Origin of the sequence: Bacillus sp. 22-7 (assembly GCF_010628845.1) — a bacterium.
Taxonomy (GTDB): domain Bacteria; phylum Bacillota; class Bacilli; order Bacillales; family Cytobacillaceae; genus Cytobacillus; species Cytobacillus firmus_B.
The window spans coordinates 66207-92626 of the sequence record NZ_NJQY01000037.1; the positions used below are offsets into that span (position 1 = coordinate 66207).

General features: G+C 42.5%; 22 protein-coding genes. All 22 read left to right on the forward strand.

Translation table 11 applies throughout. From position 1 onward, the window contains the following. The first annotated feature begins 7 nt into the window (after nucleotides 1–7). Nucleotides 8–1270 (forward strand): RIP metalloprotease RseP, encoded by a 1263-nt coding sequence (gene rseP, locus CE058_RS22525; protein ID WP_048008991.1) that lies wholly within the window; start codon nucleotides 8–10, stop codon nucleotides 1268–1270. Between the two features lie 204 nt (nucleotides 1271–1474). Beyond that, on the forward strand, nucleotides 1475–5785 hold the full coding sequence (locus CE058_RS22530; protein WP_163145107.1) for a PolC-type DNA polymerase III: 4311 nt from the start codon (nucleotides 1475–1477) through the stop codon (nucleotides 5783–5785). A 270-nt stretch (nucleotides 5786–6055) separates the two neighbouring features. Continuing rightward, complete coding sequence (gene rimP, locus CE058_RS22535; RefSeq protein ID WP_163145108.1) at nucleotides 6056–6523, forward strand: ribosome maturation factor RimP; 468 nt, start codon at nucleotides 6056–6058, stop codon at nucleotides 6521–6523. A 152-nt stretch (nucleotides 6524–6675) separates the two neighbouring features. Beyond that, nucleotides 6676–7833: a transcription termination factor NusA gene (nusA, locus tag CE058_RS22540; RefSeq protein WP_048008988.1), complete on the forward strand. Its 1158-nt coding sequence runs from the start codon at nucleotides 6676–6678 to the stop codon at nucleotides 7831–7833. Nucleotides 7834–7850: 17 nt separating this feature from the next. Beyond that, complete coding sequence (gene rnpM, locus CE058_RS22545) at nucleotides 7851–8135, forward strand: RNase P modulator RnpM (protein WP_048008987.1); 285 nt, start codon at nucleotides 7851–7853, stop codon at nucleotides 8133–8135. After that, nucleotides 8132–8434, forward strand: coding sequence for a YlxQ family RNA-binding protein (locus tag CE058_RS22550; RefSeq protein ID WP_009330704.1), 303 nt, complete (start codon nucleotides 8132–8134; stop codon nucleotides 8432–8434). The genes rnpM and CE058_RS22550 overlap by 4 nt, the downstream gene beginning before the upstream one ends. Before the next feature lie 19 nt (nucleotides 8435–8453). Further along, a complete protein-coding gene (gene infB / locus CE058_RS22555) occupies nucleotides 8454–10685 on the forward strand; it encodes a translation initiation factor IF-2 (protein ID WP_048008986.1) in 2232 nt (743 codons plus the stop codon). After that, entirely contained in the window at nucleotides 10685–10966 is a 282-nt protein-coding gene (locus CE058_RS22560) for a DUF503 domain-containing protein (protein WP_009330702.1), read from the forward strand. Before infB ends, CE058_RS22560 begins: the two co-directional genes overlap by 1 nt. Before the next feature lie 16 nt (nucleotides 10967–10982). After that, entirely contained in the window at nucleotides 10983–11363 is a 381-nt protein-coding gene (gene rbfA, locus CE058_RS22565; protein WP_035329043.1) for a 30S ribosome-binding factor RbfA, read from the forward strand. Nucleotides 11364–11429: 66 nt separating this feature from the next. Further along, a complete protein-coding gene (gene truB, locus CE058_RS22570) occupies nucleotides 11430–12347 on the forward strand; it encodes a tRNA pseudouridine(55) synthase TruB (protein ID WP_163145109.1) in 918 nt (305 codons plus the stop codon). A gap of 66 nt (nucleotides 12348–12413) precedes the next feature. After that, complete coding sequence (gene ribF / locus CE058_RS22575; protein ID WP_163145110.1) at nucleotides 12414–13364, forward strand: bifunctional riboflavin kinase/FAD synthetase; 951 nt, start codon at nucleotides 12414–12416, stop codon at nucleotides 13362–13364. 122 nt (nucleotides 13365–13486) lie between these two features. Next, the gene (gene rpsO / locus CE058_RS22580) at nucleotides 13487–13756 is read left to right on the forward strand and encodes a 30S ribosomal protein S15 (protein WP_009330698.1); all 270 of its coding nucleotides are present in this window, start codon (nucleotides 13487–13489) and stop codon (nucleotides 13754–13756) included. Nucleotides 13757–14067: 311 nt separating this feature from the next. Continuing rightward, nucleotides 14068–16188, forward strand: coding sequence for a polyribonucleotide nucleotidyltransferase (gene pnp, locus CE058_RS22585; RefSeq protein ID WP_048008983.1), 2121 nt, complete (start codon nucleotides 14068–14070; stop codon nucleotides 16186–16188). A gap of 185 nt (nucleotides 16189–16373) precedes the next feature. After that, nucleotides 16374–17390, forward strand: a complete 1017-nt coding sequence (locus CE058_RS22590) for a polysaccharide deacetylase family protein (RefSeq protein WP_163145111.1) — start codon at nucleotides 16374–16376, stop codon at nucleotides 17388–17390. Between the two features lie 42 nt (nucleotides 17391–17432). Beyond that, on the forward strand, nucleotides 17433–18668 hold the full coding sequence (locus CE058_RS22595; RefSeq protein ID WP_163145112.1) for a M16 family metallopeptidase: 1236 nt from the start codon (nucleotides 17433–17435) through the stop codon (nucleotides 18666–18668). Nucleotides 18669–18794: 126 nt separating this feature from the next. After that, nucleotides 18795–19049, forward strand: a complete 255-nt coding sequence (locus tag CE058_RS22600; protein WP_048008980.1) for a YlmC/YmxH family sporulation protein — start codon at nucleotides 18795–18797, stop codon at nucleotides 19047–19049. Between the two features lie 370 nt (nucleotides 19050–19419). Beyond that, nucleotides 19420–20322 carry a dipicolinic acid synthetase subunit A gene (dpaA, locus tag CE058_RS22605; RefSeq protein ID WP_076256224.1) on the forward strand — a complete coding sequence of 301 codons (903 nt, stop codon included), beginning with the start codon at nucleotides 19420–19422 and terminating at the stop codon, nucleotides 20320–20322. After that, entirely contained in the window at nucleotides 20319–20918 is a 600-nt protein-coding gene (gene dpaB, locus CE058_RS22610) for a dipicolinate synthase subunit B (protein ID WP_048008979.1), read from the forward strand. Before dpaA ends, dpaB begins: the two co-directional genes overlap by 4 nt. 287 nt (nucleotides 20919–21205) lie before the next feature. Beyond that, entirely contained in the window at nucleotides 21206–22255 is a 1050-nt protein-coding gene (gene asd / locus CE058_RS22615; protein WP_163145113.1) for an aspartate-semialdehyde dehydrogenase, read from the forward strand. A 41-nt stretch (nucleotides 22256–22296) separates the two neighbouring features. Further along, complete coding sequence (gene dapG, locus CE058_RS22620; protein ID WP_163145114.1) at nucleotides 22297–23541, forward strand: aspartate kinase; 1245 nt, start codon at nucleotides 22297–22299, stop codon at nucleotides 23539–23541. 128 nt (nucleotides 23542–23669) lie between these two features. Next, nucleotides 23670–24536 carry a 4-hydroxy-tetrahydrodipicolinate synthase gene (gene dapA, locus CE058_RS22625; protein WP_048008976.1) on the forward strand — a complete coding sequence of 289 codons (867 nt, stop codon included), beginning with the start codon at nucleotides 23670–23672 and terminating at the stop codon, nucleotides 24534–24536. A 197-nt stretch (nucleotides 24537–24733) separates the two neighbouring features. After that, nucleotides 24734–26401, forward strand: a complete 1668-nt coding sequence (locus tag CE058_RS22630) for a ribonuclease J (protein WP_163145115.1) — start codon at nucleotides 24734–24736, stop codon at nucleotides 26399–26401. The last annotated feature ends 19 nt before the right edge of the window (nucleotides 26402–26420 follow it).

A 26420-nucleotide genomic window follows, 5' to 3' on the forward strand; every position in this document is an offset into this window, starting at 1 on the left:
TTAAAACTTGAGTACAGTAATAGCCTTTATTGTTATTTTCGGGGCATTGGTATTTTTTCATGAACTCGGACATTTAATATTCGCAAAAAGAGCAGGAATACTCTGCCGGGAATTTGCCATTGGATTCGGGCCCAAGGTGTTTTCCTTTAAAAAAGATGAAACAGTATATACGATTCGTCTTCTGCCCATTGGCGGGTTTGTCCGCATGGCCGGTGAAGATCCTGAAATGGTGGAAATCAAACCAGGCTACCGCATTGGCTTGATCCTTGATAAAAACGAGGAAGTAAGCAAAATTATATTAAACAACAAAGATAAGTATCCTGATGCAAGAATCGTTGAAGTTGAAGATGCTGATATTGAGCATACCCTTGTAATAAAAGGATATGTTGAGGGAGAAGAGGATGAGTCCATCCAAATTTTCAAAGTCAGCCGTTCAGCCGTACTGGTTGAGGATGGGACCGAAACGCTCATTGCTCCGTATGATCGTCAATTTGCATCAAAGACCTTGGGTCAGAGAACAATGGCGATTTTCGCGGGCCCAATGATGAATTTTGTTCTGGCTTTTATCGTTTTTGTTCTAATAGCCTTATTGCAGGGCATTCCAACAAATGAACCTGCCCTTGGCAAGCTGACGCCTGATGGTGCAGCTTATGAAGCTGGGCTAAAGGAAGGCGATATGGTTCAAAGTGTGGATGGAGCCGAAATTTCAAGCTGGTCAGATGTAGTGGAAATCATTAGAAAGAACCCAAGTGAAGAACTTGAATTTTTAGTGGAAAGAAACGGCCAGGAACATAGTATATTGGTTACACCAAAGGTTCAAGATGTAGAAGGCGAAAAAATTGGAATTATTGGTGTTTATAGCCCGATGGAAAAATCTCCATTAAAGGCTATTACCTACGGAGCTAAGGAAACTTATTTCTGGACAAAAGAAATTTTTGTTATGCTGGGCAAGCTTGTCACTGGACAGTTTTCAATTGATGCATTATCAGGCCCGGTAGGCATTTATGTTTCAACAGATACTGTAGCCAAATCCGGCATTTACTACCTGATGAAATGGGCAGGAATTCTAAGCATAAATCTGGGGATTATGAACTTGCTTCCAATACCTGCTCTTGATGGCGGCAGATTAATGTTTTTTGCAGTTGAGGCTGTACGAGGGAAGCCGATTGACCGCCACAAAGAGGGAATGGTCCATTTTATAGGATTTGCCCTTTTAATGCTATTAATGCTAGTGGTTACTTGGAACGATATTCAGAGGTTTTTCCTGTAAAAAGTTAGTGCAGCGCAACATTCCTGCATAAAAAATTTGTGCAATATCGTTTATTTAGACGAAAAAACGGGTTCCAAAATGGAATCCGTTTTTTTCAATCACTATCTGATGCGATATGGTATAATTAAGTCCGTCTGTTTTTTAAAATACAATAAATATTCAACTTAAAATAGAAACCAAGATTATTGGATGGGAGAGAGAAAGATGAGCGAACCTTCTAGATTTCAGCTCTTGCTCCAGCAGATGCAGCTAACTGAAGATGCCTTTGTGCAGCACTTTCATGATGCCCAAATCGAAAGGGTCATAGTCGAAAGACAGTCACGGAAATGGCATTTTTATTTTGCCTTTCCAAAGATATTGCCTTGCAGTGTATACAGCCGTTTTACAGATCAGCTGGAAAAAACATTTTCCCATATCGCAGAAATTTCATATAGCATCTCCGTCAGAAATCAGGATTTTACTGAACAGCTTGTACTTGAATACTGGCATAACTGCATTAAAGAAATGGATGGCATGGCGCCGCCGCTATTAAAGCTTCTGAATGAGCAGGTTCCTTCTGTACAGGGCAACAAACTTATCATTAAAGTCCGTAATGAATTGGAAGGATTGTCTATCAAGAAAAAGTATGCCGGGACTATTTCAGATGTGTTTCAAGTTTTTGGCTTTCCGGCCTTAACAGTTGATACAGAGATTTCTGCAGATGGTTCCAATGAAGAATATGAAAAATTCATGGAAGCCAAACGCAAAGAAGACCAGGAGCGTGGTCTCCAGGCAGCAATCGAGATGCAGAAGAAAGAAGCGGAAGCTGAATCTGCAGATCACACAGCACCCAAGGGGCCTCTTACGATTGGTCTTACCATTAAAGATGATGCAGATTACCGCAAATTGATTGATATAGTAGATGAAGAACGCCGGGTAGCCATTGAAGGCTACGTGTTTGCTGCTGAGACAAGAGAGCTCCGCAGCGGCCGGACACTCTTAACTTTTAAAATTACGGATTATACCAGTTCCATTCTAGTAAAAATGTTTTCCCGGGATAAAGAGGATGCCGCTTTATACCAGCATATTCAAAAAGGGATGTGGCTAAAGGTCCGCGGAAGCATTCAAAATGATACATTTGTCCGTGATCTGGTAATGATCGGGAACGATATCAATGAGATTAAACCTATTCAAAGGCAGGATACATCGCCTGCTGAAGAAAAAAGGGTTGAACTTCATCTTCATACACCGATGAGCCAAATGGATGCTGTTTCATCTGTCAGTGCACTGGTTTCCCAGGCGAAGAAATGGGGCCATAAAGCAGTAGCCATTACAGACCATGCTGTTGCTCAGTCATTCCCTGAAGCCTATGGTGCCGGGAAAAAGAATGATATTAAGATCCTGTATGGAATTGAAGCAAATCTTGTGGATGATGGTGTGCCGATTGCTTATAACGATGCTCATCGCAAGCTTACTGAAGATACGTATGTTGTATTTGATGTTGAGACAACAGGTCTATCAGCTGTTTATGATACGATTATTGAACTTGCTGCAGTTAAGATTCATGATGGTGAAATCATTGATCGGTTTGAATCCTTTGCAAACCCTCATCACCCTTTATCCGCAACAACCATTAATTTGACTGGAATAACAGATGATCTTGTGGAGAATGCACCGGAAGTGGAAGAAGTCCTGAAGAAGTTCCATGAATGGACAGGAGATGCTGTTTTAGTAGCACATAATGCTTCATTCGACATGGGGTTCCTGAATGTCGGCTATAAAAAAATCGGTATTGGCAAGGCGCCAAATCCTGTAATAGATACTCTTGAACTTGCACGTTTTTTATATCCCGACATGAAAAATCATCGACTGAATACCCTTGCCAAAAAATTCGATGTTGAACTCACCCAGCATCACCGTGCTATCTATGATGCGGAGGCAACAGGCTATCTGCTACTTAAGATGTTAAAGGGTGCAGAAGAAAAAGGAATCGAATATCATGATCAATTCAATGATAATATGGGGCAGGGAAATGCTTATCAGCGTGCAAGGCCGGCCCATTGCACCCTGCTTGCACAAACAGAAACTGGTCTGAAGAACATCTTTAAACTCGTATCCATCTCGCATATGGAATACTTTTACAGAGTGCCTCGCATTCCCAGGTCAGTCCTTCAAAAGCATCGTGAGGGAATACTGGTTGGTTCCGGATGCGATAAAGGGGAAGTTTTTGAAGGCATGATGCAGAAATCCCCTGATGAAGTCGAAGATACAGCACAATTCTATGATTACCTTGAAGTGCATCCAAAGGCCGTTTATGCACACCTTTTAGAGCTTGAACTTGTAAGAGATGAAAAAGCGCTGGAAGAAATCATCACTAATATTGTAAAACTGGGAGACAAGCTTGGTCTGCCGGTAGTTGCAACAGGAAATGTTCATTACCTGAATCCAAATGATAAAATCTACCGGAAAATCCTTGTTAATTCACAGGGAGGAGCGAATCCGCTGAATCGCCATCAGCTTCCGGATGTTCATTTCAGGACTACCAATGAAATGCTTGACGCTTTTTCATTTCTCGGCAAAGACAAAGCGAAGGAAATTGTGGTAGAGAATACGAACAAAATAGCAGATATGATTGAAGAAATAAAGCCGATTAAAGATGATTTGTATACTCCAAAAATTGAAGGCGCAGATGAAGAGATGCGCAGCATGAGTTACGGAATGGCAAGAAGAATCTATGGTGATCCGCTTCCTGAGATTGTTGAGGCGCGCCTTGAAAAAGAACTTAAGAGTATTATCGGACATGGTTTCGCGGTTATCTATCTGATCTCTCATAAACTTGTAAAAAAATCACTGGATGATGGCTATCTGGTTGGTTCCCGTGGATCTGTGGGATCCTCCTTTGTTGCGACTATGACCGAAATAACGGAGGTAAATCCGCTGCCGCCGCATTACGTTTGCCCGGAATGCAAAACATCCGAGTTTTTCAATGACGGGTCAGTGGGCTCCGGCTTCGACCTGCCTGATAAAGATTGCCCGAGCTGTGGAGCTAAATATAAAAAGGATGGACATGATATTCCGTTTGAAACGTTCCTTGGTTTCAAGGGAGATAAGGTTCCCGACATTGACTTGAACTTCTCTGGGGAATACCAGCCTAGAGCCCATAACTATACAAAGGTGCTATTCGGCGAGGATTATGTATACCGTGCGGGAACAATCGGTACTGTTGCCGATAAGACAGCTTATGGTTACGTCAAAGCATACCAGAACGATAATAATCTGCAAATAAGGGGTGCGGAAATTGACAGGCTCGCTTCCGGCTGTACAGGGGTGAAGCGGACAACCGGACAGCACCCGGGCGGTATCATTGTTGTGCCGGATTACATGGATATTTACGACTTTTCGCCAATTCAGTTCCCTGCAGACGACCGGACATCTGAATGGAAAACAACCCATTTCGACTTCCATTCCATTCATGATAATCTATTAAAACTTGATATACTGGGTCATGATGATCCGACTGTTATTAGGATGCTTCAGGACCTGAGCGGAATTGATCCAAAAACCATTCCCACAGATGACCCTGAAGTAATGAAGATTTTCAGCGGGCCGGAATCACTTGGTGTGACTGAAGAGCAAATCATGTGTAAAACCGGAACACTCGGCATACCCGAATTTGGTACGCGCTTTGTCCGTCAGATGCTCGAAGATACGAAGCCGACCACTTTTTCAGAGCTTGTGCAGATTTCAGGTCTTTCTCATGGTACTGATGTTTGGCTCGGAAATGCCCAGGAATTAATCCATAATAATATTTGTAACCTAAGTGAAGTTATCGGCTGCCGTGATGATATAATGGTTTATTTAATCTATCAGGGCCTGGAGCCTGCTTTTGCTTTCAAAATCATGGAATCGGTCCGTAAGGGTAAAGGCCTGAGCGATGAGATGGAAGAGGAAATGAGAAAGAATGAAGTGCCTGAATGGTATATTGATTCCTGTAAAAAGATTAAATACATGTTCCCAAAAGCCCATGCAGCTGCTTACGTATTAATGGCTGTCCGGATTGCGTACTTTAAAGTGCACCATCCGCTTCTTTACTATGCAGCATATTTTACTGTCCGTGCAGAGGACTTTGATGTGGATGCAATGGTAAAAGGATCCCAGGCGATCCGTGCACGCATTGAAGAAATCAATGCAAAGGGACTTGATGCTTCAACAAAAGAAAAGAACCTGCTAACTGTAATGGAACTGGCTCTGGAAATGAATGAAAGGGGCTTTAATTTCCAAAAGGTGGACTTATACCGCTCAAGCGCAAGTGAGTTTATCATTGATGGAGATTCTTTGATACCGCCGTTTAATTCCATTCCGGGCTTGGGTACAAATGCAGCATTCAATATAGTAAAAGCAAGGGGAGAAGGGGAATTCCTCTCGAAGGAAGACCTGCAGCAGCGCGGAAAAGTGTCGAAGACGATTATCGAGTATCTCGATAACCACGGCTGCCTGGAATCCCTTCCGGAACAAAACCAGCTTTCTCTATTCTAAAAATAAGACCAGCGAATGGTCCAAACCCTTCTGCTGACAGCTATTCCATTTGCATAAAAAAATTGGTTATGGTATAGTTTTATTGGAAATACTAAGAATAACTCTCGCAAAAGGAAGAGTGGGGCAACCCACTCTTTCGTGTTGTGTACGGTTTTTTCTTAATATCGGATCTATGTTAAAACTATATGTTAATTAAGTTTAGCAGAGCCAATTTCTGATTTATTGATTGAAAAACAGCGCTTAAGATTCCAGGAAAAAGGAGGGATATGAATGAGCAAAGTGACTGAAACGGTGGAACAACTGGTCACCCCTATTGTGGATGAACTTAATTTAGAATTAGTCGACATTGAATATGTAAAAGAAGGGAAAGACTGGTTCCTTCGCGTATTTATTGATAAAGAAACTGGTGTTGATATCGAGGAATGCGGAATGGTCAGTGAAAGGCTAAGCGAAAAGCTTGATGCTGAAGATCCGATTCCATACAACTATTTCTTGGAAGTTTCATCGCCGGGAGCTGAACGCCCTCTTAAGAAAGACAGTGATTTTATTAAAGCAGTCGGCAAGAATGTTTACATTAAAACATACGAGCAAATTGATGGTGAAAAGACGTTCGAAGGTGTGTTAACCCAATTTGACGGTGAGACCGTTACGGTAGAAGTCAAAATCAAAACAAGGAAGAAAAATATTGAAATTCCTTATGAGAAGGTAGCAAATGCCCGTTTAGCCGTTGTATTTTAATAACGGCTGATTGCGGGCTTGCTTATTAAGAAAAGCTGAAGCGCCTTGCGCTATTGAAATACAAAATTCACTGCTTGTCTTAATAAGAAAGCGAATTGCTGCTTTAGAGTTGATCATTTTTTATAAGAGAAATAAAGGGGGATATAAATCTCATGAGCAGTGAACTTTTGGATGCTCTGACATTGCTTGAGAAAGAAAAAGGCATTTCTCGCGATGTGATTATCGAAGCCATTGAAGCTGCATTGGTGTCAGCCTACCGCAGAAACTTTAACCAGGCACAGAATGTGCGCATTGATTTAAACCTAGGGAACGGAACGATGAGAGTCTTTGCCCGCAAAGAGGTAGTGGATGAAGTATTTGATCCGCGTCTTGAGATCTCTGCTGAGGATGCTCAAAAAATCAATCCGAACTACCAGGTGGAAGATGTCGTTGAAATGGAAGTAACACCTAAGGACTTTGGGCGCATCGCTGCCCAGACGGCAAAACAGGTAGTTACACAGCGTGTCCGTGAAGCGGAGAGAGGCATCATTTATTCTGAATTTATCGACCGTGAAGAAGATATTATGACGGGGATTGTTCAGCGTACAGATCCTAAGTTCATCTATGTGAGCCTTGGAAAGATTGAAGCGATCCTTCCGGCGAACGAACAAATGCCAAATGAGCGTTATCAGCCCCATGACCGCATTAAAGTCTTTATTACAAAGGTAGAAAAGACAACAAAAGGTCCACAGATCTTCGTAAGCAGGACCCATCCTGGCCTGCTGAAGAGATTATTTGAGATCGAAGTTCCTGAAATCTATGATGGAACTGTAGAAATCAAATCCGTTGCGCGTGAAGCAGGGGATCGTTCCAAGATCTCGGTTCATTCTGACAATGAAGAAGTTGATCCTGTAGGTTCATGTGTAGGTCCTAAGGGCACACGTGTACAGGCGATAGTCAATGAGCTCAAGGGTGAGAAAATTGATATCGTAAAATGGTCCTCAGATCCTGTAGTATTCGTCGCAAATGCACTAAGTCCTTCAAAGGTGCTTGACGTAATCGTAAATGAAGATGACAAAGCAACAACTGTTGTAGTTCCTGATTATCAGCTTTCACTGGCAATTGGAAAGCGCGGACAGAATGCCAGACTTGCAGCAAAGCTTACAGGCTGGAAAATAGACATCAAATCAGAAACAGATGCCCGTGAAGCCGGAATTTATCCGAGGGATGAAAAACTGTTGAACTTTGATAATGATGATTATGAAAACGAAGACTATGAAAATGATGCAGACTTCGATTTTCAGGATGAACTTTTAGAGGAAAAAGAATAGGGAAGAGGTGAATGATCGTGAACAATCGTAAAAAAGTTCCTTTGCGAAAATGTGTCGCTACCGGTGAAATGAGGCCGAAAAAAGAACTCGTTCGCATCGTTCGCTCCAAAGAAGGGGAAGTCTCTGTTGACCCGACCGGAAAAAAATCAGGTCGCGGGGCTTATCTTTCCAAAGAAAAGGAAGCAATTTTGTTAGCAAAGAAGAAGAATATCTTAGCCAATCATTTAGAAGTTTCCATAGATGATGTTATCTATGAAGAACTCTTGGAGTTAATAGAGAAGGAGAAACGGCAATCCAAATGAACTCAAATCAATGGATGTCATTGCTTGGCTTAGCCAATCGGGCACGGAAAATTACTTCGGGAGAAGAGCTTGCTGTTAAAGAGATCAGAAACGGCAAAGCAAAGCTTGTTTTGCTGTCTGCAGATGCATCCGCAAATACGGCAAAAAAAGTTACAGATAAATGTAAATCATTTGGGGTTCCATATAAGCTGATTCAAAACCGGGAAATGCTCGGCAAGGCTATAGGGAAGGAAGCCCGCGTTGTGGTGGCAGTGTTAGATGCCGGATTTGCAAAAAAGCTGTTAACGTTGCTCGATTAATACTAGCGGGGGTGAAAGTATGAGTAAAATGCGCGTTTATGAATATGCGAAAAAACATAACATTTCAAGCAAGGATGTTATTACAAAATTAAAAGACATGAATATTGAGGTTTCCAATCATATGACTACGATTGAGCCGGCGGCAGTCCAGAAGCTTGACGGTATTTTTATCAAGAATGACAGCCAGGCTCAAAAGCAGAGTAAACCTCAAAATCAGCAGAAGCCGCAGGGAAATCAAAAACCGGCTTCAAATAATAGTGCCGGCAATTCCACAGCTGCTAAAAGCAAGCCTCAGAATAAATCCGGTGAAAACAGAAGCCAGGGACAGGGCAGCCAGTCCGGCAAAAACTTCTCCGGCAATAACAGAGGCAATAACAACAACAGAAACAATAATAACAATAGAAACAATAACAATAACCGAAACAACAATAAGAATAAAAACAACAAAGGCAAACAGCAGCAGACGCATGTGGCCCCAGCTCCTAAAAAAGTGAAGGAGCTTCCTTCAAAAATTACTTTCAGCGAATCACTGACAGTAGCGGAACTGGGAAAGAAGCTTCACCGCGAGCCTTCTGAAATCATTAAAAAGCTATTTATGCTTGGTGTTATGGCAACCATTAACCAGGAACTTGATAAAGATGCGATTGAGCTGATTGCAGGTGAATACGGTGTTGAAGTAGAAGAAGAGATACTGGTTGATACAACCGATCTTGAAGTATACTTCACTGAAGATGAAAATGCCCAACTGGTGGAACGTCCATCTGTTGTAACAATCATGGGACACGTTGACCATGGTAAAACAACATTGCTTGACTCCATCCGCAACACGAAAGTAACTGCGGGAGAAGCAGGCGGAATCACTCAGCATATCGGAGCTTATCAAGTTGAAGAAAACGGCAAAAAGATTACTTTCCTTGATACTCCTGGACACGCTGCGTTCACAACTATGCGTGCCCGCGGTGCGAAAATTACCGATATAACAATTCTCGTTGTAGCAGCTGATGACGGTGTTATGCCGCAAACAGTTGAAGCAATTAACCATGCGAAAGCAGCAGAAGTGCCAATCATTGTGGCTGTTAACAAAATGGATAAGGAAGCAGCAAATCCTGACCGTGTTATGCAGGAATTGACTGAACATGGCCTGGTTCCAGAAGCTTGGGGCGGAGACACGATCTTTGTTCCGATCTCAGCTATTAAAGGCGAGGGAATTGATGAACTGCTTGAAATGATTCTTCTTGTAGGTGAAGTTGAAGAATATAAAGCAAATCCTGATCGCAATGCCGTTGGTACTGTTATCGAAGCACAGCTTGACAAAGGACGCGGTTCAGTCGCGACTCTGCTTGTACAAAACGGTACATTGAAGGTAGGAGACCCTATCGTTGTCGGTAACTCATTTGGACGTGTCCGTGCAATGGTTAATGACCTTGGCCGCCGTGTGAAAACTGCCGGACCTTCAACTCCTGTTGAGATTACAGGTCTTAACGATGTTCCTCAAGCCGGTGACCGCTTCGCTGTTCTTGATGATGAAAAGACAGCCCGCCAGGTTGGTGAAGCCCGTGCCCAACAGGCATTGCAGGCGCAAAGAAATGAAAAAACACGCGTAAGTCTGGATAACTTGTTTGAACATATGAAACAAGGGGAAATGAAAGACTTAAACATCGTTGTGAAAGCGGACGTTCAAGGTTCTGCGGAAGCATTGACTGCTGCTCTTCATAAAATTGATGTAGAAGGTGTTAATGTGCGTATCCTTCATACAGGTGTAGGTGCCATTAACGAGTCTGACATCACTTTAGCTGCTGCTTTCAACGCTATTGTGATCGGATTCAATGTACGTCCTGACAATAACGCGAAACGTGCAGCAGATGCAGAAAATGTTGACATCCGCCTGCACCGCATCATTTACAAAGTAATTGAGGAAATCGAATTGGCGATGCAGGGTATGCTTGATCCTGAGTTCCAGGAAAAAATTATCGGCCAGGCTGAAGTACGCCAGACATTCAAAGTTTCCAAAATCGGTACAATTGCAGGTTCTTATGTTACGGATGGAAAAATCACCCGTGACAGCGGCGTTCGTTTAATCCGCGATGGAGTTGTAATTTTTGAAGGTGAAGTTGACGCTCTTAAGCGATTCAAAGATGACGCTAAAGAAGTAGCACAAGGCTATGAGTGCGGTATTACCATCAAAAACTTCAACGACGTCAAAGAAGGCGACGTAATCGAAGCATATATTATGGAAGAAGTGGAACGTTAATGATAATTGGGCTTGCTGCCTGTGAATGTATCATTTATGACACACATTCTTTGAAAGAAAAACGGGCAGTTTTGCAGCGTATTCTAACCCGGCTGAAACAAAGATACAATGTTTCTGTATCTGAGGTGGACTATCAGGACCTATGGCAGAGGACTAAAATTGCCATTGTGGCCGTTTCGTCCACTCAGGTTTCAACTGAGCACGAGCTGCAAAATGCGCTGAAAATGATTGATTCGTTCCCTGAAATTGAACGGACAATTACAGATTTAGAGTGGCTTTAAGAAGAGGTGATATAGAATGAGCCTTAGAGCAAATCGGGTTGGGGAACAAATGAAAAAAGAACTGGGCGAAATCATCAGCCGAAAAATCAAGGACCCGCGGGTCGGTTTTGTAACAGTCACTGATGTTCAAGTAACCGGGGATCTCCAGCAGGCAACCGTGTTTATCTCAGTTCTGGGTGATGAGGAACAAAGGGAGAATACGCTTCGCGGGCTGGCTAAAGCAAAAGGCTTTATCCGATCTGAAATCGGCCAGCGAATCCGGCTGCGGAAAACACCGGAAATCCTTTTCGAATTTGATGAATCGATCGACTACGGCAACCGCATCGAATCGTTGCTTCATCAAATCCAGGACGAAGGCCGTTCCAAAGATGAGGAACGCTCCAAAGAAGAAGAATAATGAAATGGATAGACACTTTGTCTATCCATTTTTTTCTAAATACAAATAGACAAGGTGGTACATAATATGGAAGGAATTTTGCCGCTTTTTAAACCTAAGGGAATGACTTCCCATGATTGTGTGTTCAGGCTGCGGAAGATTCTGCGAATGAAAAGAATCGGCCACACCGGAACACTGGACCCTGACGTGACAGGAGTACTTCCCATCTGCCTTGGGAGGGCAACGAAGGTGGCTGAATACATAACAGACGCAGGGAAAACTTATGAGGGAGAAGTCACAATAGGCTTTTCTACAACAACAGAAGATGCATCTGGTGAAGTCGCAGAAAGGAAAGAAGTTTCATCACCTATTTCCAGAAATCAAGTGATGAAAGTGCTTCAAAGCCTGACAGGGGAAATTACACAGACTCCTCCAATGTATTCAGCAGTAAAGGTAAATGGTAAGCGCCTTTATGAATATGCAAGACAGGGAATAGAAGTGGAACGGCCGTCCAGGAAAGTTACTATCTACTCAATCGAACTTCTCGATGAGAGAGAGATGTTTGAGGGTGAGAATCTTACCTTCCGTTTCCGTGTAGCCTGCAGCAAAGGTACATACATCCGTACGCTTGCGGTCATGATTGGGAGTGAACTGGGATATCCTGCCCATATGTCTGAACTGGTTAGAATCCAGTCGGCCTCACTGACACTTGATGATTGCCTGACTTTTGGAGAAATAGAAGACAGGGCCGAGAAGGGGACAATGGATGAGGTTCTTCGGCCTATGGAAGCCGCGCTTTCTCATTTGCCGAAATTTCATATAAATGATAAAGTAGCAGAGAAAGTAAAAAATGGGGCTGTATTAACCATCCCTGATCATTTGTATGACACTAAAGGCCCAATCGCTATAGAGGGGGAGGAAGGTCTTGTTCTGGCGATTTATGAGCATCACCCCCGCAAACCAGGGTTAATGAAGCCAGTAAAGGTGTTAAGGAATGATCAATAAGCACTCGTTAAAAAGCTGTGCATTTATATAGGTCCAGGCTCTGTAGAGAAAAGGTGAGTTATTACTATGGAAGTTATTCATATACATCATCCCCATCAAATGGATAGAAACGAAATGCCTGAATTGGCAATAGCACTTGGCTATTTTGATGGTGTTCATCTGGGTCATCAGAAAGTCATCCGTGAAGCAAAATCAATAGCTGAACAAAAAGGATTAAAAAGTGCAGTCATGACATTTGATCCGCATCCCTCGGTTGTTTTGGGGAAAAGCGTTCAGCATGTGGAGTATATTACACCTCTTGAGGATAAAATTGGTATCATAGCTGATCTAGGTATAGATTATTTGTTTGTTATCAATTTCACAAGGGAATTTGCTAATCTGCTGCCACAGGAGTTTGTGGACCAATACCTGATTGGTCTTAATGCAAAACATGTCGTGGCAGGCTTTGATTATTCCTATGGACGAATGGGACGCGGCACAATGGAAACATTGCTGTTCCATTCGAGGGATCAATTTGATTACTCGGTCGTTGCAAAGCTGGCAAAAGAAGACGAAAAAATCAGCTCTACACTAATAAGGAAATATATTCGTGAAGGGAAAACGGCTGAGCTTCCCGGCCTTTTAGGAAGATATTATAAAACATCCGGAATCGTTATCCATGGTGACAAGAGAGGCCGGACAATCGGCTTTCCTACAGCGAATGTAGACGTTTCTGATGACTGCATCATTCCCCCTCCCGGTGTATATGCTGTAAGATTCTCAGTAGATGGCAGCTGGTATGAAGGTGTCTGTAATGTCGGATACAAACCTACTTTTAATCAGGAAAAAGGGGACAGGCCATCAGTTGAAGTCCATATTTTTGATTTCTCTTCAGATATTTATGGCAGGAAGGTTACCGTTGAATGGCATAAACATCTTAGAAGCGAGAAGAGATTTGCCGGCGTTCAGGAGTTAATTGCGCAAATTGAAAAGGATAAACAACAGACTGAGCAATATTTTGAGAAAAACAGGGTTTAGCCTTGCTTTTTGTCATAAAAAGTTGTATTCTAATTAACGTACCAAATGAACCTTTGCTTGGCAAGTCGAGTCACCGACGCTTGCTCAGTAACAGGGGATTGAAAATTTAGGAGGTGAACCGGATGGCAATCACTAAAGAACGTAAAAATGAGCTAATCAATGAGTTCAAAACTCATGAGAGCGACACTGGATCTCCAGAAGTTCAAATCGCTGTCCTTACTGAAGAAATCAACAATTTGAACGACCATTTACGTACTCACAAGAAAGACCACCATTCACGTCGCGGTCTTTTGAAAATGGTTGGTAAGCGCCGTAACCTATTAACTTACCTTCGCAACAAAGACGTTGCACGCTACCGTGAGTTAATCAATAAGCTTGGCTTACGTCGATAATCAACAGAAGCGGGATTTTTTCCCGCTTTTTTATTAGCTTTAAAAACTTGAATTTTGTTCCTGATCATGTACATACATAACTTATCCTATTTTAGCAAACGGGAAAATTGTGCATACTATAAGATGCCTAATTTTATTATGATTAACGAGCATTTCATGCTTTTATATAAAACTGGACTGCTGGCAATGCAAAGCTTATGAGCTTCTGCTGCCTTCGCAGGAACGCCTGCTGAATAAAGCAGGAAATTAACCAATTAAACGGACCAGGCATTGACGCCTGTCCTTAAGTGAATGCAGAGAGGGGTACAATTATGGGACAAGATAAACATGTCTACAGCCTTGATTGGGCTGGGCGCAAATTGACCGTAGAGATTGGCCAGCTGGCAAAACAGGCTAACGGTGCAGTTTTAGTGCGCTATGGTGATACTGTAGTTTTAAGTACAGCTACAGCATCAAAAGAACCGAAAAATCTGGATTTCTTTCCTCTGACAGTTAACTATGAAGAACGTTTGTATGCTGTTGGTAAGATTCCGGGCGGTTTTATTAAGAGAGAGGGCCGTCCAAGTGAAAAAGCGATTTTGGCAAGCCGTTTAATTGACAGGCCAATTCGTCCATTATTCGCTGATGGTTTCAGAAATGATGTACAGGTTGTAAGCATGGTGATGAGTGTGGATCAAAACTGCTCATCAGAAATGGCTGCAATGTTTGGTTCATCATTAGCTCTTTCTGTGTCGGATATTCCATTTGGCGGACCGATTGCTGGAGTCAGCGTAGGCCGCATCGATGGAGAATTCATCATAAATCCATCTGTAGACCAGGCTGAAAAAAGCGATATCAGCCTTGTTGTAGCGGGTACAAAAGATGCGATTAACATGGTTGAAGCAGGTGCAGAGGAAGTGCCCGAGGAAACTATGCTGGAAGCAATTATGTTTGGTCATGAGGAAATTAAACGCCTTATTGCTTTCCAGGAAGAAATTGCATCTGAAATCGGGAAAGAAAAAATGGAAATTGTTTTATACCAGGTTGACCAGAACTTAGAAGCAGAAGTTCGCGGCATCTGTGAGAAGGATATGATTCAAGCTATCCAGGTGCAGGAGAAACATGCACGTGAAGCTGCCATAAAAGCAGTTAAAGAAGAAATCACAGCTAAATATGAAGGTGAAGAAGCAGACGACGACAAGCTTAAGCAAATTAAGCAGATCCTTGATAAAATTGTTAAAGCAGAAGTTCGCCGTTTAATTACAGAAGATAAAGTTCGTCCGGATGGACGCGGATTGGATGTCATCCGCCCGCTGTCCTCGGAAGTAGACCTTCTGCCGCGCACACATGGTTCAGGTTTGTTTACACGCGGACAAACTCAGGCATTGAGCATTTGTACATTAGGAGCTCTTGGCGATGTACAGATTCTGGACGGGCTGGGAATTGAAGAAGAAAAAAGATTCATGCACCATTACAACTTCCCTAATTTCAGTGTAGGTGAAACTGGGCCAATCAGAGGGCCGGGCCGCCGTGAAATCGGGCATGGTGCTCTTGGAGAACGTGCTCTTGAGCCGATTATTCCTTCTGAAAAGGATTTCCCTTATACGATTCGTCTTGTATCTGAGGTGCTGGAATCAAATGGTTCAACATCACAGGCAAGTATTTGTGCAAGTACTTTGGCTATGATGGATGCAGGTGTGCCTATTAAAGCGCCGGTTGCCGGTATAGCAATGGGCCTAATTAAATCAGGCGAGCATTATTCAATCCTGACAGACATTCAGGGTATGGAAGATCACCTTGGCGATATGGACTTTAAAGTGGCGGGTACCTCTAAGGGAGTTACAGCTCTTCAAATGGATATTAAAATTGAAGGTCTTTCCCGTGAGATTCTGGAAGAAGCACTGCAGCAGGCGAAGAAAGGCCGCATGCAAATTCTTGATTCCATGCTGAGCACTATTGAGCAGCCAAGAAAAGAGCTGTCTGAATATGCTCCTAAGATTCTGATGATGTCAATCAACCCTGACAAAATCCGTGATGTTATTGGGCCGAGCGGAAAGCAGATCAATAAGATTATCGAAGAAACAGGCGTTAAGATCGATATTGAACAAGATGGAACAGTATTCATCTCATCTGTAAATGAAGAAATGAATCAAAAAGCGAAGAAAATCATTGAAGATATCGTACGTGAAGTGGAAGTTGGACAAATGTATCTGGGCAAGGTAAAACGGATTGAAAAATTTGGTGCATTTGTTGAAATCTTCTCTGGTAAAGATGGATTAGTTCACATTTCAGAACTTGCTGAAGAGCGTGTAGGGAAAGTGGAAGATGTGCTATCCATTGGGGACGAACTTCTGGTAAAAGTTACTGAAATCGATAAACAAGGCCGCGTAAATCTTTCCCGCAAAGCCGTATTGCGTGAACAGCGTGAGCAAAAGGAAAAAGCACAGCAATAATACTAACCTCTATTTAAAAGAGAAGCATTTTGCGTTGCGAATTTTCCTAAAAGCCAGGGGAAACCCTGGCTTTTTACATATACGAATTTTCATGGGCTTTTGCCCTATACTGCATACCTTTGTTACTCGGTTCCGTTCTACCTTGTCCCTTCAAATCATACTATGAATTGAAGGAGGCATGAAGAATGAGAAAGTTTATCCATATTACGATCATGTTTGTGCTGGCACTTGTTTTTATCAATAATCCTTTAACTGATCAGTATGTTTCAGGCCTGAAACAAGAAACAGATGCCATAACTGTTTTCAAGCAAAAGGATTCACTATATGAAGAAATTACAGCAAAAAAAGAAGAATTCAGCATTCCTCCACAGGATGCAAAAATAGACCCTGTATGGAAAGCCATTCCTGGTCTTAACGGAATTGAAGTAGATGTTGAGGCATCGTATAGAAAGATGAAGTCAGGTAAAAAGTTCAATGAAGATAAACTTGTATTTAAACAAATTGAACCGAAAGTGAAGTTAAAGGACCTGCCGCCGTCACCTATCTATAAAGGCCATCCCGATAAACCAATGGTCAGCTTCATCATTAATGTGGCGTGGGGGAATGAATATTTATCCGGTATGCTGGCCACTTTAAAGGAACATAATGTGTCAGCAAGTTTTTTTCTTGAAGGAAGATGGGTAAAGAATAATCCGGAACTCGCCAGAATGATTATGGATGCAGGCCATGAAGTAGGCAACCATTCGTACACCCATCCTGACATGAAAGTGATCTCTTCTGCAAAGACAAGGGAAGAAATCCAAAAGACAAATGATGTGATTGAAGCCACAATGGATGAAAAGCTGAGTAAGCCTATTACATGGTTCGCTCCTCCAAGCGGCAGCTATAGAGATGAAACAGTGAAGATTGCTGCCGAGAAAAACCTTGGCACCGTCATGTGGACTGTTGATACAGTGGATTGGAGAAAACCCTCCCCGGATGTGCTGATAAACAGAGTGTTATCAAAGGTCCATAATGGAGCACTTATTCTGATGCATCCTACGGAATCCACCGAAAAGTCACTTGATAGACTTATAACAGGGCTTAAGTATAAGAACCTGGAGATTGGAACAGTATCCGAGCTGTTAAGCGAGAAGAGAATCCAGTATAGAGAAAATAAAAATCAGGATTTTGGAAAAAATAACAATAATAATATAAACTAATGTAAACATATGTCTTTGGGGTTCAGAACAGGAGGAATTTATTTGATTAAGAAATATACATGCCAAAACGGAGTAAGAGTCGTACTAGAAAATATTCCAACCGTCCGTTCTGTAGCGATAGGGGTATGGATCGGAACAGGTTCAAGAAATGAAGTTCCAGAGAATAATGGAATTTCTCATTTTCTTGAGCATATGTTCTTCAAAGGAACGAAAACGAGATCAGCCCGTGAAATTGCTGAGAGCTTTGATAGCATTGGCGGGCAGGTGAACGCCTTCACTTCAAAAGAATATACATGCTACTATGCAAAAGTATTAGATACCCATTCTGATTTTGCTCTTGAAGTGCTTTCTGATATGTTTTTTAACTCCACGTTTGTGGATGAGGAACTGAACAAAGAAAAGAATGTTGTTTACGAAGAAATCAAAATGTATGAAGACACGCCTGATGATATCGTTCATGATCTTTTGAGCAAAGCAATCTATGAGAATCACTCACTTGGTTATCCGATTCTTGGTACTGAAGGAACGCTGGCTACGTTTAATGGCGAAACATTAAAACAGTATATGCATGAAACATACACGCCTGAAAATGTTGTAATCTCGATTGCCGGAAATATTGAGGAATCTTTCATCAAAGAAGTTGAAAAATACTTTGGATCCTACGAAGGCGGTAAGAGAGAACGCACAGAGCAGAAGCCTGAGTTTCATTCGAACCATCTTGCCCGTAAAAAGGATACCGAGCAGGCTCATCTTTGCTTAGGGTTCGAAGGTCTGCAGGTAGGGCATGAGGAAATATACAATCTGATTGTTTTAAATAATATTTTGGGTGGAAGCATGAGCAGCCGCTTATTCCAGGATGTCAGGGAACAAAAAGGATTGGCTTATTCTGTTTTCTCTTATCATTCTGCCTTCCAGGACAGCGGTATTGTGACGCTTTACGGTGGTACGGGAGCTAAACAGCTGGATGTTCTTTTTGATACGATTCAGGAAACCCTTGCCACACTTAAAAAAGAAGGCATCACAGATAAAGAGCTGAATAACAGTAAAGAACAGCTCAAAGGAAGCTTAATGCTAAGCCTTGAAAGCACAAACAGCAGGATGAGCCGCAATGGCAAAAATGAACTGCTTCTGGGCCGCCATCGGTCTATGGATGAAATCGTGGATGAAATCGATGCAGTTTCCATGCAGGGCGTGAATAATATGGCGAATGCCATTTTCACAGATCACTATTCAGTAGCATTAATAAGTCCGGATGGAGAACTTCCGAAAAATCTTTAATATTTATTCCAATTGCAAAATTGGTGAAACAGCCTGTATCATGCAGGCTGTTTTCTTTTTGGCCTGAACTTCTAAAACTCCAGGCTGAACGATAAGAATATAGAGAAGAGAAAAGGAGGGCATAAGATGAGATTAAGTGAGCTGAGCGGAAAGGAAATTGTGGATGTGAAGCGTGCAGAAAGGCTGGGAGTACTTGGGCAGACAGACCTTGAAATAAATGAGAAAAGTGGACAGATTCAGGCATTGCTCATCCCTTCATTAAAGTGGTTCGGCTTCATGCGCCAGGGAGATGAAATCCGGGTTTCATGGCAGCATATCAGGAAGATAGGAAATGACATGATCATTATTGATATCCCGGAATCTGAAGATCAGCAGGAATAGTTTTGAAGGAAGGGCCGGTTAGGTCCTTTTTGTTTTTACCGGGAAGCTAATCTCCTCAATCCCTTTATAAATCCCTTCCAACTTTGACCCATTTTCTTTTAAGTGGAAAACTCACCTATTGCCCCGTTCATACATAAGATGTTGAAGTAGTTCATTACAACAATTCCCTTATGATTATTAATTGATTTGCCGGCCCAATTTTAACGCCATTTCGTTTAAAGATAAAACTGCTTGCAATTGCTGTCTTGTGCAACTGCTTAGTAAAGCGGCGTTGCCGGTGCGAGGATACTTTTTACCAGGAGTCATGAAGTTGTTGGCTTCAAAAATAAATGCTTTCTTAAAAAGAAAGAAAAAAGAAGGTGAGTGTTGCATGCTGACAGGAACCCAAATTGCAGTCATCGGCGGTGATGCAAGGCAGCTCGAAATCATCCGTAAACTGACCGAGCTTGATGCAAAGCTCGCATTAATTGGTTTTGAGCAGCTTGATCACGCGTTCTCAGGTGCGGTAAAAGAAAAAATAGATGAAGTGGACTTTACCAATATAGACGCAATTATCCTGCCTGTGCCCGGAACGGGCCTGGAGGGTCAGATTGAAACGATTTTCTCTAATGAAAAAGTGATTTTTGAAGAGGAAATCCTCGCCCAGACTCCAGCGCACTGTACAGTTTATTCCGGCATAACCAATTCATATTTAACCGGAGTAACCAAATCGGCGGACCGCCGTCTTGTTCAATTATTTGAACGGGATGATGTAGCTATCTATAATTCCATCCCAACAGTTGAAGGAACCATTATGATGGCAATCCAGCATACAGATTTCACCATACATGGTTCGAATATAGCTGTAATAGGCCTTGGCAGAGTTGGAATGAGTGTAGCAAGAACCTTTCATGCACTGGGTGCAAAAGTAAAGGTGGGGGCGAGAAAAAGTGAGCACATCGCCAGGATAACGGAAATGGGCTTAACCCCATTTAACCTGAAGGAAATTGAGGATGCGGTAAAAGATGTTGATATTTGCATAAACACAGCTCCCCATTTAGTTGTAACAGCGTCCGTCATATCGAAGATGCCGACACATACGCTCATCATTGACCTGGCTTCCAAGCCCGGAGGTACCGATTTCCGCTACGCAGAAAAACGGGGAGTAAAAGCACTGCTCGCCCCTGGCCTGCCTGGAATCGTTGCTCCGAAAACAGCCGGACAAATTCTGGCGAATGTTCTTTCTCAATTGATTAAGGAAGATTTGCAAAAGAGAAAGGGGAATACAATATGAGTTTGAAAGGGAAAAGAATCGGTTTCGGATTAACAGGATCGCATTGCACATATGATGCAGTGTTCCCTGAAATAGAAAGACTTGTTCTCGCAGGGGCTGAAGTGCTTCCGGTCGTCACCTTTACGGTAAAGAGCACTGAGACCAGATTTGGAAAAGGAGAAGACTGGGTTCAAAGAATTGAAGATCTGACTGGACATAAAGTGATTGATTCAATTGTGAAAGCGGAACCGCTGGGACCTAAAATCCCCCTTGATTGCATGGTGATTGCCCCGCTTACCGGAAATACGATGAGCAAATTCGCCAATGCGATGACCGACTCGCCTGTCCTGATGGCAGCAAAGGCAACTTTAAGAAACGGTAAACCAGTCGTGCTGGGAATATCTACAAATGATGCATTGGGTTTAAATGGAGTAAACTTAATGAGACTAATGGCAACGAAGAATATTTATTTTATTCCATATGGCCAGGATGATCCTGTGAAGAAACCGAACTCAATGGTGGCAAGAATGACAGCATTATCTGATACAGTACTTCATGCCATGGAAGGTAAACAGCTTCAGCCGGTTTTAGTGGAAAGATACAAAGACGACAATTAGCCCCCTATTTTTTCTAGCAAAAATTTTAGTCCTTTAGTGAACGAATATGTTAGAATAAAGATTATTAAGATAACCAACCTCCAAGGTCTGTTTAAAATAATATTAACCTCTTGGAGTATAGACAATATGCTGATAATATAAATGGAAGCCTGCCATCTTTATAATCAGGCAGGAAAACGGCTGCCAATTGACTTTGGCTGCCGTTCTATTGAATTTTGGGCTATTGTTTTTCACTAAAAACTAACTTTGCTAGAAAAATATAATGGTATTGGAAGGGGAAAAGAAATTTGGAACAGAAAAAAGGATTTCATGTCGCGGTAGTTGGGGCAACTGGTGCAGTTGGCCAGCAAATGATTCAAACACTTGAAAATAGAGATTTTCCGATCTCTCAATTAACCCTCTTATCATCTGCCCGTTCTGCCGGATCAAAGGTAGCATTCAAGGGCCAGGAGTATACAGTTCAGGAAGCGAAGCCAGAGAGCTTTAAAGGCGTGGACATCGCACTATTCAGCGCGGGAGGAAGCGTTTCACAGGAACTGGCTCCACATGCTGTCGAACATGGTGCCATTGTGGTAGACAACACAAGTGCTTTCCGTATGGATCCAAATGTGCCTCTTGTCGTACCTGAAGTAAATGAAGATGACCTTCATAAGCATAATGGCATTATCGCCAATCCAAACTGTTCAACAATCCAAATGGTTGTTGCACTAAAGCCGGTAAAAGAGAAATTCGGCTTGAAAAAAGTAATTGTTTCTACTTACCAGGCTGTTTCAGGTTCTGGAGCAGCTGCTGTTCAAGAGCTTAATGAGCAGACAAAAGCCATTTTAAATAACGAAGAGTATGAGCCGTCAATTCTTCCTGTAAAGAGCGATAAAAAACATTATCAAATTGCATTCAATGCGATCCCGCAAATTGATAAATTTCAGGATAATGGCTACACGTTTGAAGAAATGAAAATGATCAATGAGACAAAGAAAATCATGCATATGCCAGAGCTGCAAGTGGCTGCTACATGCGTGCGTCTCCCAGTGGCAACCGGACACTCAGAGTCCCTTTATTTTGAAGTGGAATCAGACAGCGTTACGGCAAATGAAGTAAAGAGCCTTCTGGAAAATGCACCTGGAGTTGTCCTGCAGGATGATCCGGAAAATCAAATTTACCCTATGCCTGCTGATTGTGTCGGTAAAAATGATGTGTTCGTCGGCCGTATCCGTAAAGATCTGGATGAAGATAAAGGCTTTCATATGTGGGTAGTTTCTGATAATCTTCTTAAAGGGGCGGCATGGAATTCCGTGCAGATCGCCGAAAGTTTAATTAATCTGGGAATAGTGAAATAGTTATCGTATTCTCTTCATGTTGAGAGGTTAGAGGTGTTTTAATGAATATCATCGTTCAAAAATATGGAGGCACATCAGTCCGCGACGAGAGTAGCCGCGAGCATGCAGCTAAGCATATCAAAAAAGCGCTGGCAGATGGATACAAGGTTGTTGTCGTTGTTTCGGCAATGGGCCGAAAAGGAGATCCATATGCAACCGACACACTGCTTTCGCTGGTAGAAGGCAATAATACCAAAATCAGCAAACGCGAAACGGATCTGCTCTTATCCTGCGGTGAAGTCATCTCAAGTGTTGTATTTTCAAACATGCTAAAAGAACATGGGATAACAGCAGCAGCTCTGACTGGGGCACAGGCAGGATTTAGAACGAATAATGATCATACTAACGCAAAAATTATCGATATGAAATGCGACAGGCTTTTGAAAGAACTTGAAAATCATGATGTTATCGTGGTTGCAGGATTTCAGGGATCATCAAAAACCGGTGATGTCACAACGATCGGCAGGGGCGGCAGTGATACCTCTGCAGCCGCTCTTGGAGCAGCCCTTAATGCGGAGTGGATAGATATCTTTACTGATGTGGAAGGCATTATGACCGCTGATCCGCGCATTGCTGAAAATGCGCGCCCATTATCAGTGGTCACTTACACAGAGGTCTGCAATATGGCGTATCAGGGTGCTAAGGTCATCCACCCCCGGGCAGTCGAAATAGCCATGCAGGCAAAAATTCCGATCAGAATCCGTTCAACATACTCCGACAGTCTCGGAACACTTGTCACAACCTTGAATAAGAACAGACGCGGAACGGATATTAAAGAGCGTTCGGTAACTGGAATAGCCCATGTTTCCAATGTGACACAAATAAAGGTCCTTGCGAAGAAAGACCAGTACGATCTACAGTCTGAGGTCTTTAAAGCCATGGCTAACCAGGGAATCAGTGTTGACTTTATCAATATATATCCTAATGGCGTCAACTACACCGTAACGGAGGAAATGACTGATAAAGCGATTAGTATTTTAAAGGGCCTTGGTCATGATCCGCTGGTTGAAAGAGAGTGTGCAAAGGTTTCGGTTGTCGGAGCTGGGATGCAGGGTGTACCCGGAGTAGCCTCGCGGATCGTTACGGCATTGTCGGAGCAGGGAATCCGTATTCTGCAGTCAGCAGACAGCCATACAACAATCTGGGTTCTGGTAAAGCAGGCAGATTTGATAAAGTCTGTTAATGCATTGCACGATGCTTTCCGCCTGGAAGAAGATTTAGCGGAATATGAGAGAACAGACATTTAAAAATTTTGAAAATAACATGTTTAAAAAGAGGAAGAAAGCCATTCAGCGGTTAACGACGGATTTGTATCCAATGCGGCAGATCCGCCCGTTTCTTCCCGATCTTTTAAACATCTGCAAGGAGTGTAAACATGGTTCTATTTGGCCGAGTATCAACAGCTATGGTAACACCATTTGATAATAAGGGACATATTGATTTCCCTAAGACGACACAGCTAATCAATCATCTTATTGAAAACGGTACAGATTCTTTAGTCGTTGCCGGGACAACAGGGGAGTCGCCAACACTAACAAAAGAGGAAAAGCTGGCATTATTCAAACATGCAGTGAAAGCAGCTGACAAACGGGTGCCTGTCATTGCCGGCACCGGAAGCAATAATACGTATGAATCCATTGAATTAACGAAAAAAGCAGAGCAAATTGGTGTCGATGCGATCATGATCGTAGCACCATATTACAATAAGCCAAATCAGGAAGGGCTTTATCGTCATTTCAAGGCTATTGCGGAAAGCACGAGCCTCCCGGTAATGGTTTATAATATTCCGGGACGCTCTTCCGTGAATATTCTGCCTGAAACGATTATCCGACTTTCGGAAATCTCTAATATCGCGGCAGTGAAAGAAGCAAGCGGAGATTTGAATGCAATGGCCAAAATTATTGCTAATACGGATGATGACTTCATGCTATACAGCGGTGATGACGGACTTACTCTTCCATGTATGGCAATAGGCGGGACTGGAATTGTTTCTGTTGCTTCGCATGTAATAGGGAATGAAATGCAGGAAATGATCACAGCTTACCTGAATGGTGAAAATGAAAAAGCTGCAAAAATCCATCAAAAAATTCTTCCGATCATGGAAGGGCTTTTTGCTGCCCCAAGCCCAGTGCCTGTAAAAACAGCGCTGCAGCTTAAAGGGCTGGATGTCGGATCCGTCCGTCTTCCAATGGTCCCATTAACAGAACAGGAACGCAGTGCAGTTGCTGCCCTATTTAAATAATTCTTTGCTTGCCAACCAGTGCTTTGCTGGTTGGTTTTATTTTTATAACGCCCAAAACCTAGAGACTATTTTTATAAAAAGCCTCAGGAACGCTCAAATAAGCCCATGTATAAATTTGGTTGTCATGGTTTTATGACTTCAAGTATAATATGGATAACTGATCTTGATCGGCTGAACATGCATGGGAGGACAATACATTGAAAAAGAGACAAAATGAAAGCATCAAGCTGGCAGCACTCGGAGGAGTCGGAGAACTTGGGAAAAATATGTATTTGGCAGAGGTGGACGAGGATATATATGTCATCGATGCCGGATTAATGTTCCCTGAAAATGAAATGCTCGGAATTGATATCGTGATACCGGATGTTACATACCTAGTTCAAAACAAGGAAAGAGTAAAAGGAATTTTTCTGACACATGGACACGAGGATCATATTGGAGGCCTGTCTTATGTGCTTGCAAAGGTTAATGTACCTGTTTATGGAACAAAGCTGACTCTAGCGCTGGCTAAAGCCAAAATGAAGGAACAGGAATACAAAGGCAAAGTACAGTTTATTGAAATCAATTCAGATACCAGGGTTGAATTTGATTCGGCAGATGTAACTTTTTTTAGAACGAGCCATAGCATACCGGATAGTGTCGGAGTTGCCATACATACATCAGAGGGTGCAATTGTGTATACCGGCGACTTTAAATTCGATCAGGCAGCGACTGACTTATACAAACCTGAAATCGGCAAAATGGCGCGCTTAGGGGAAGAAGGAGTTCTTTGCCTTCTATCTGACAGTACCGAAGCAGAAAAGCCAGGCTACACAAGCTCAGAATCGAAAGTGGCCAGAGAGATGACAGCTGCATTTTTCGCTGCTAAGGGGAGAGTCATTGCGGCTTCCTTTGCATCTGACTTAATTCGAATACAGCATATTTTTGATGCAGCGAACGAAACGGGCAGGAAAGTGGCAGTGGTCGGCAAAAGTCTGCAGAGAATCTATGACATTGCTCTGCAGCTCGGATATTTGCAAATAGGAGAAGATGTGATTATTCCTGTTGCTGAGATCGGCAAATACAGTGATGACCAAATCGTGGTTCTTACCACGGGTACACAGGGAGAGCCGATCGAAGCCCTCCAAAAAATGGCGAAGCAGTCCCACAGACAGGTCAATATAAAACACGGAGATACCGTTTTGCTTGCTGCATCACCCTTAAGAGGCACTGAGGTATTTATTTTCAAAACGATTGATATGCTGTTTAGAGCAGGTGCTGAGGTAATCCCAGGAAAGGGAACCTTTAATACCTCGAGCCATGGCAGCCAGGAAGAACTTAAATTTATGATTAATCTGATGAGTCCCAAATTCTTCATCCCGGTTCATGGGGAGTACCGAATGCTGAAAGCCCATGCAAAAATTGCTTTGGAGTGCGGATTATCAAGTGAACAAATTTTTATTCCGGATAAAGGCGATGTAGCAGAAATCAAGGATGGTGCAATCGTACCCGGAGGAAAAATCCCATCAGGTAATGTTCTGATTGACGGAATTGGTGTCGGCGATGTCGGGAATATTGTTTTAAGAGACCGGAAGCTGCTTTCTCAGGATGGTGTTTTATTGGTTGTAGTTACTCTTAATAAAAAAGAAAAGAAAATCTCAGCTGGCCCTGAAATCATTACAAGAGGATTTGTGTATGTCAGGGAATCTGAAAAGCTTCTTGAGGAAGCTGTAAAAATAGTAAGAGAAACGGTAGAACAGAACCTTGCAAAAGAAGCATTTGACTGGTCAGGAATTAAGCAGGATATGCGTGACAGCCTGAATCAGTATCTTTATGAAAAAACAAAACGCAGACCAATGATCCTTCCGATTCTTATGGAAGGATAGCAGTCAGAACACAGCCCGC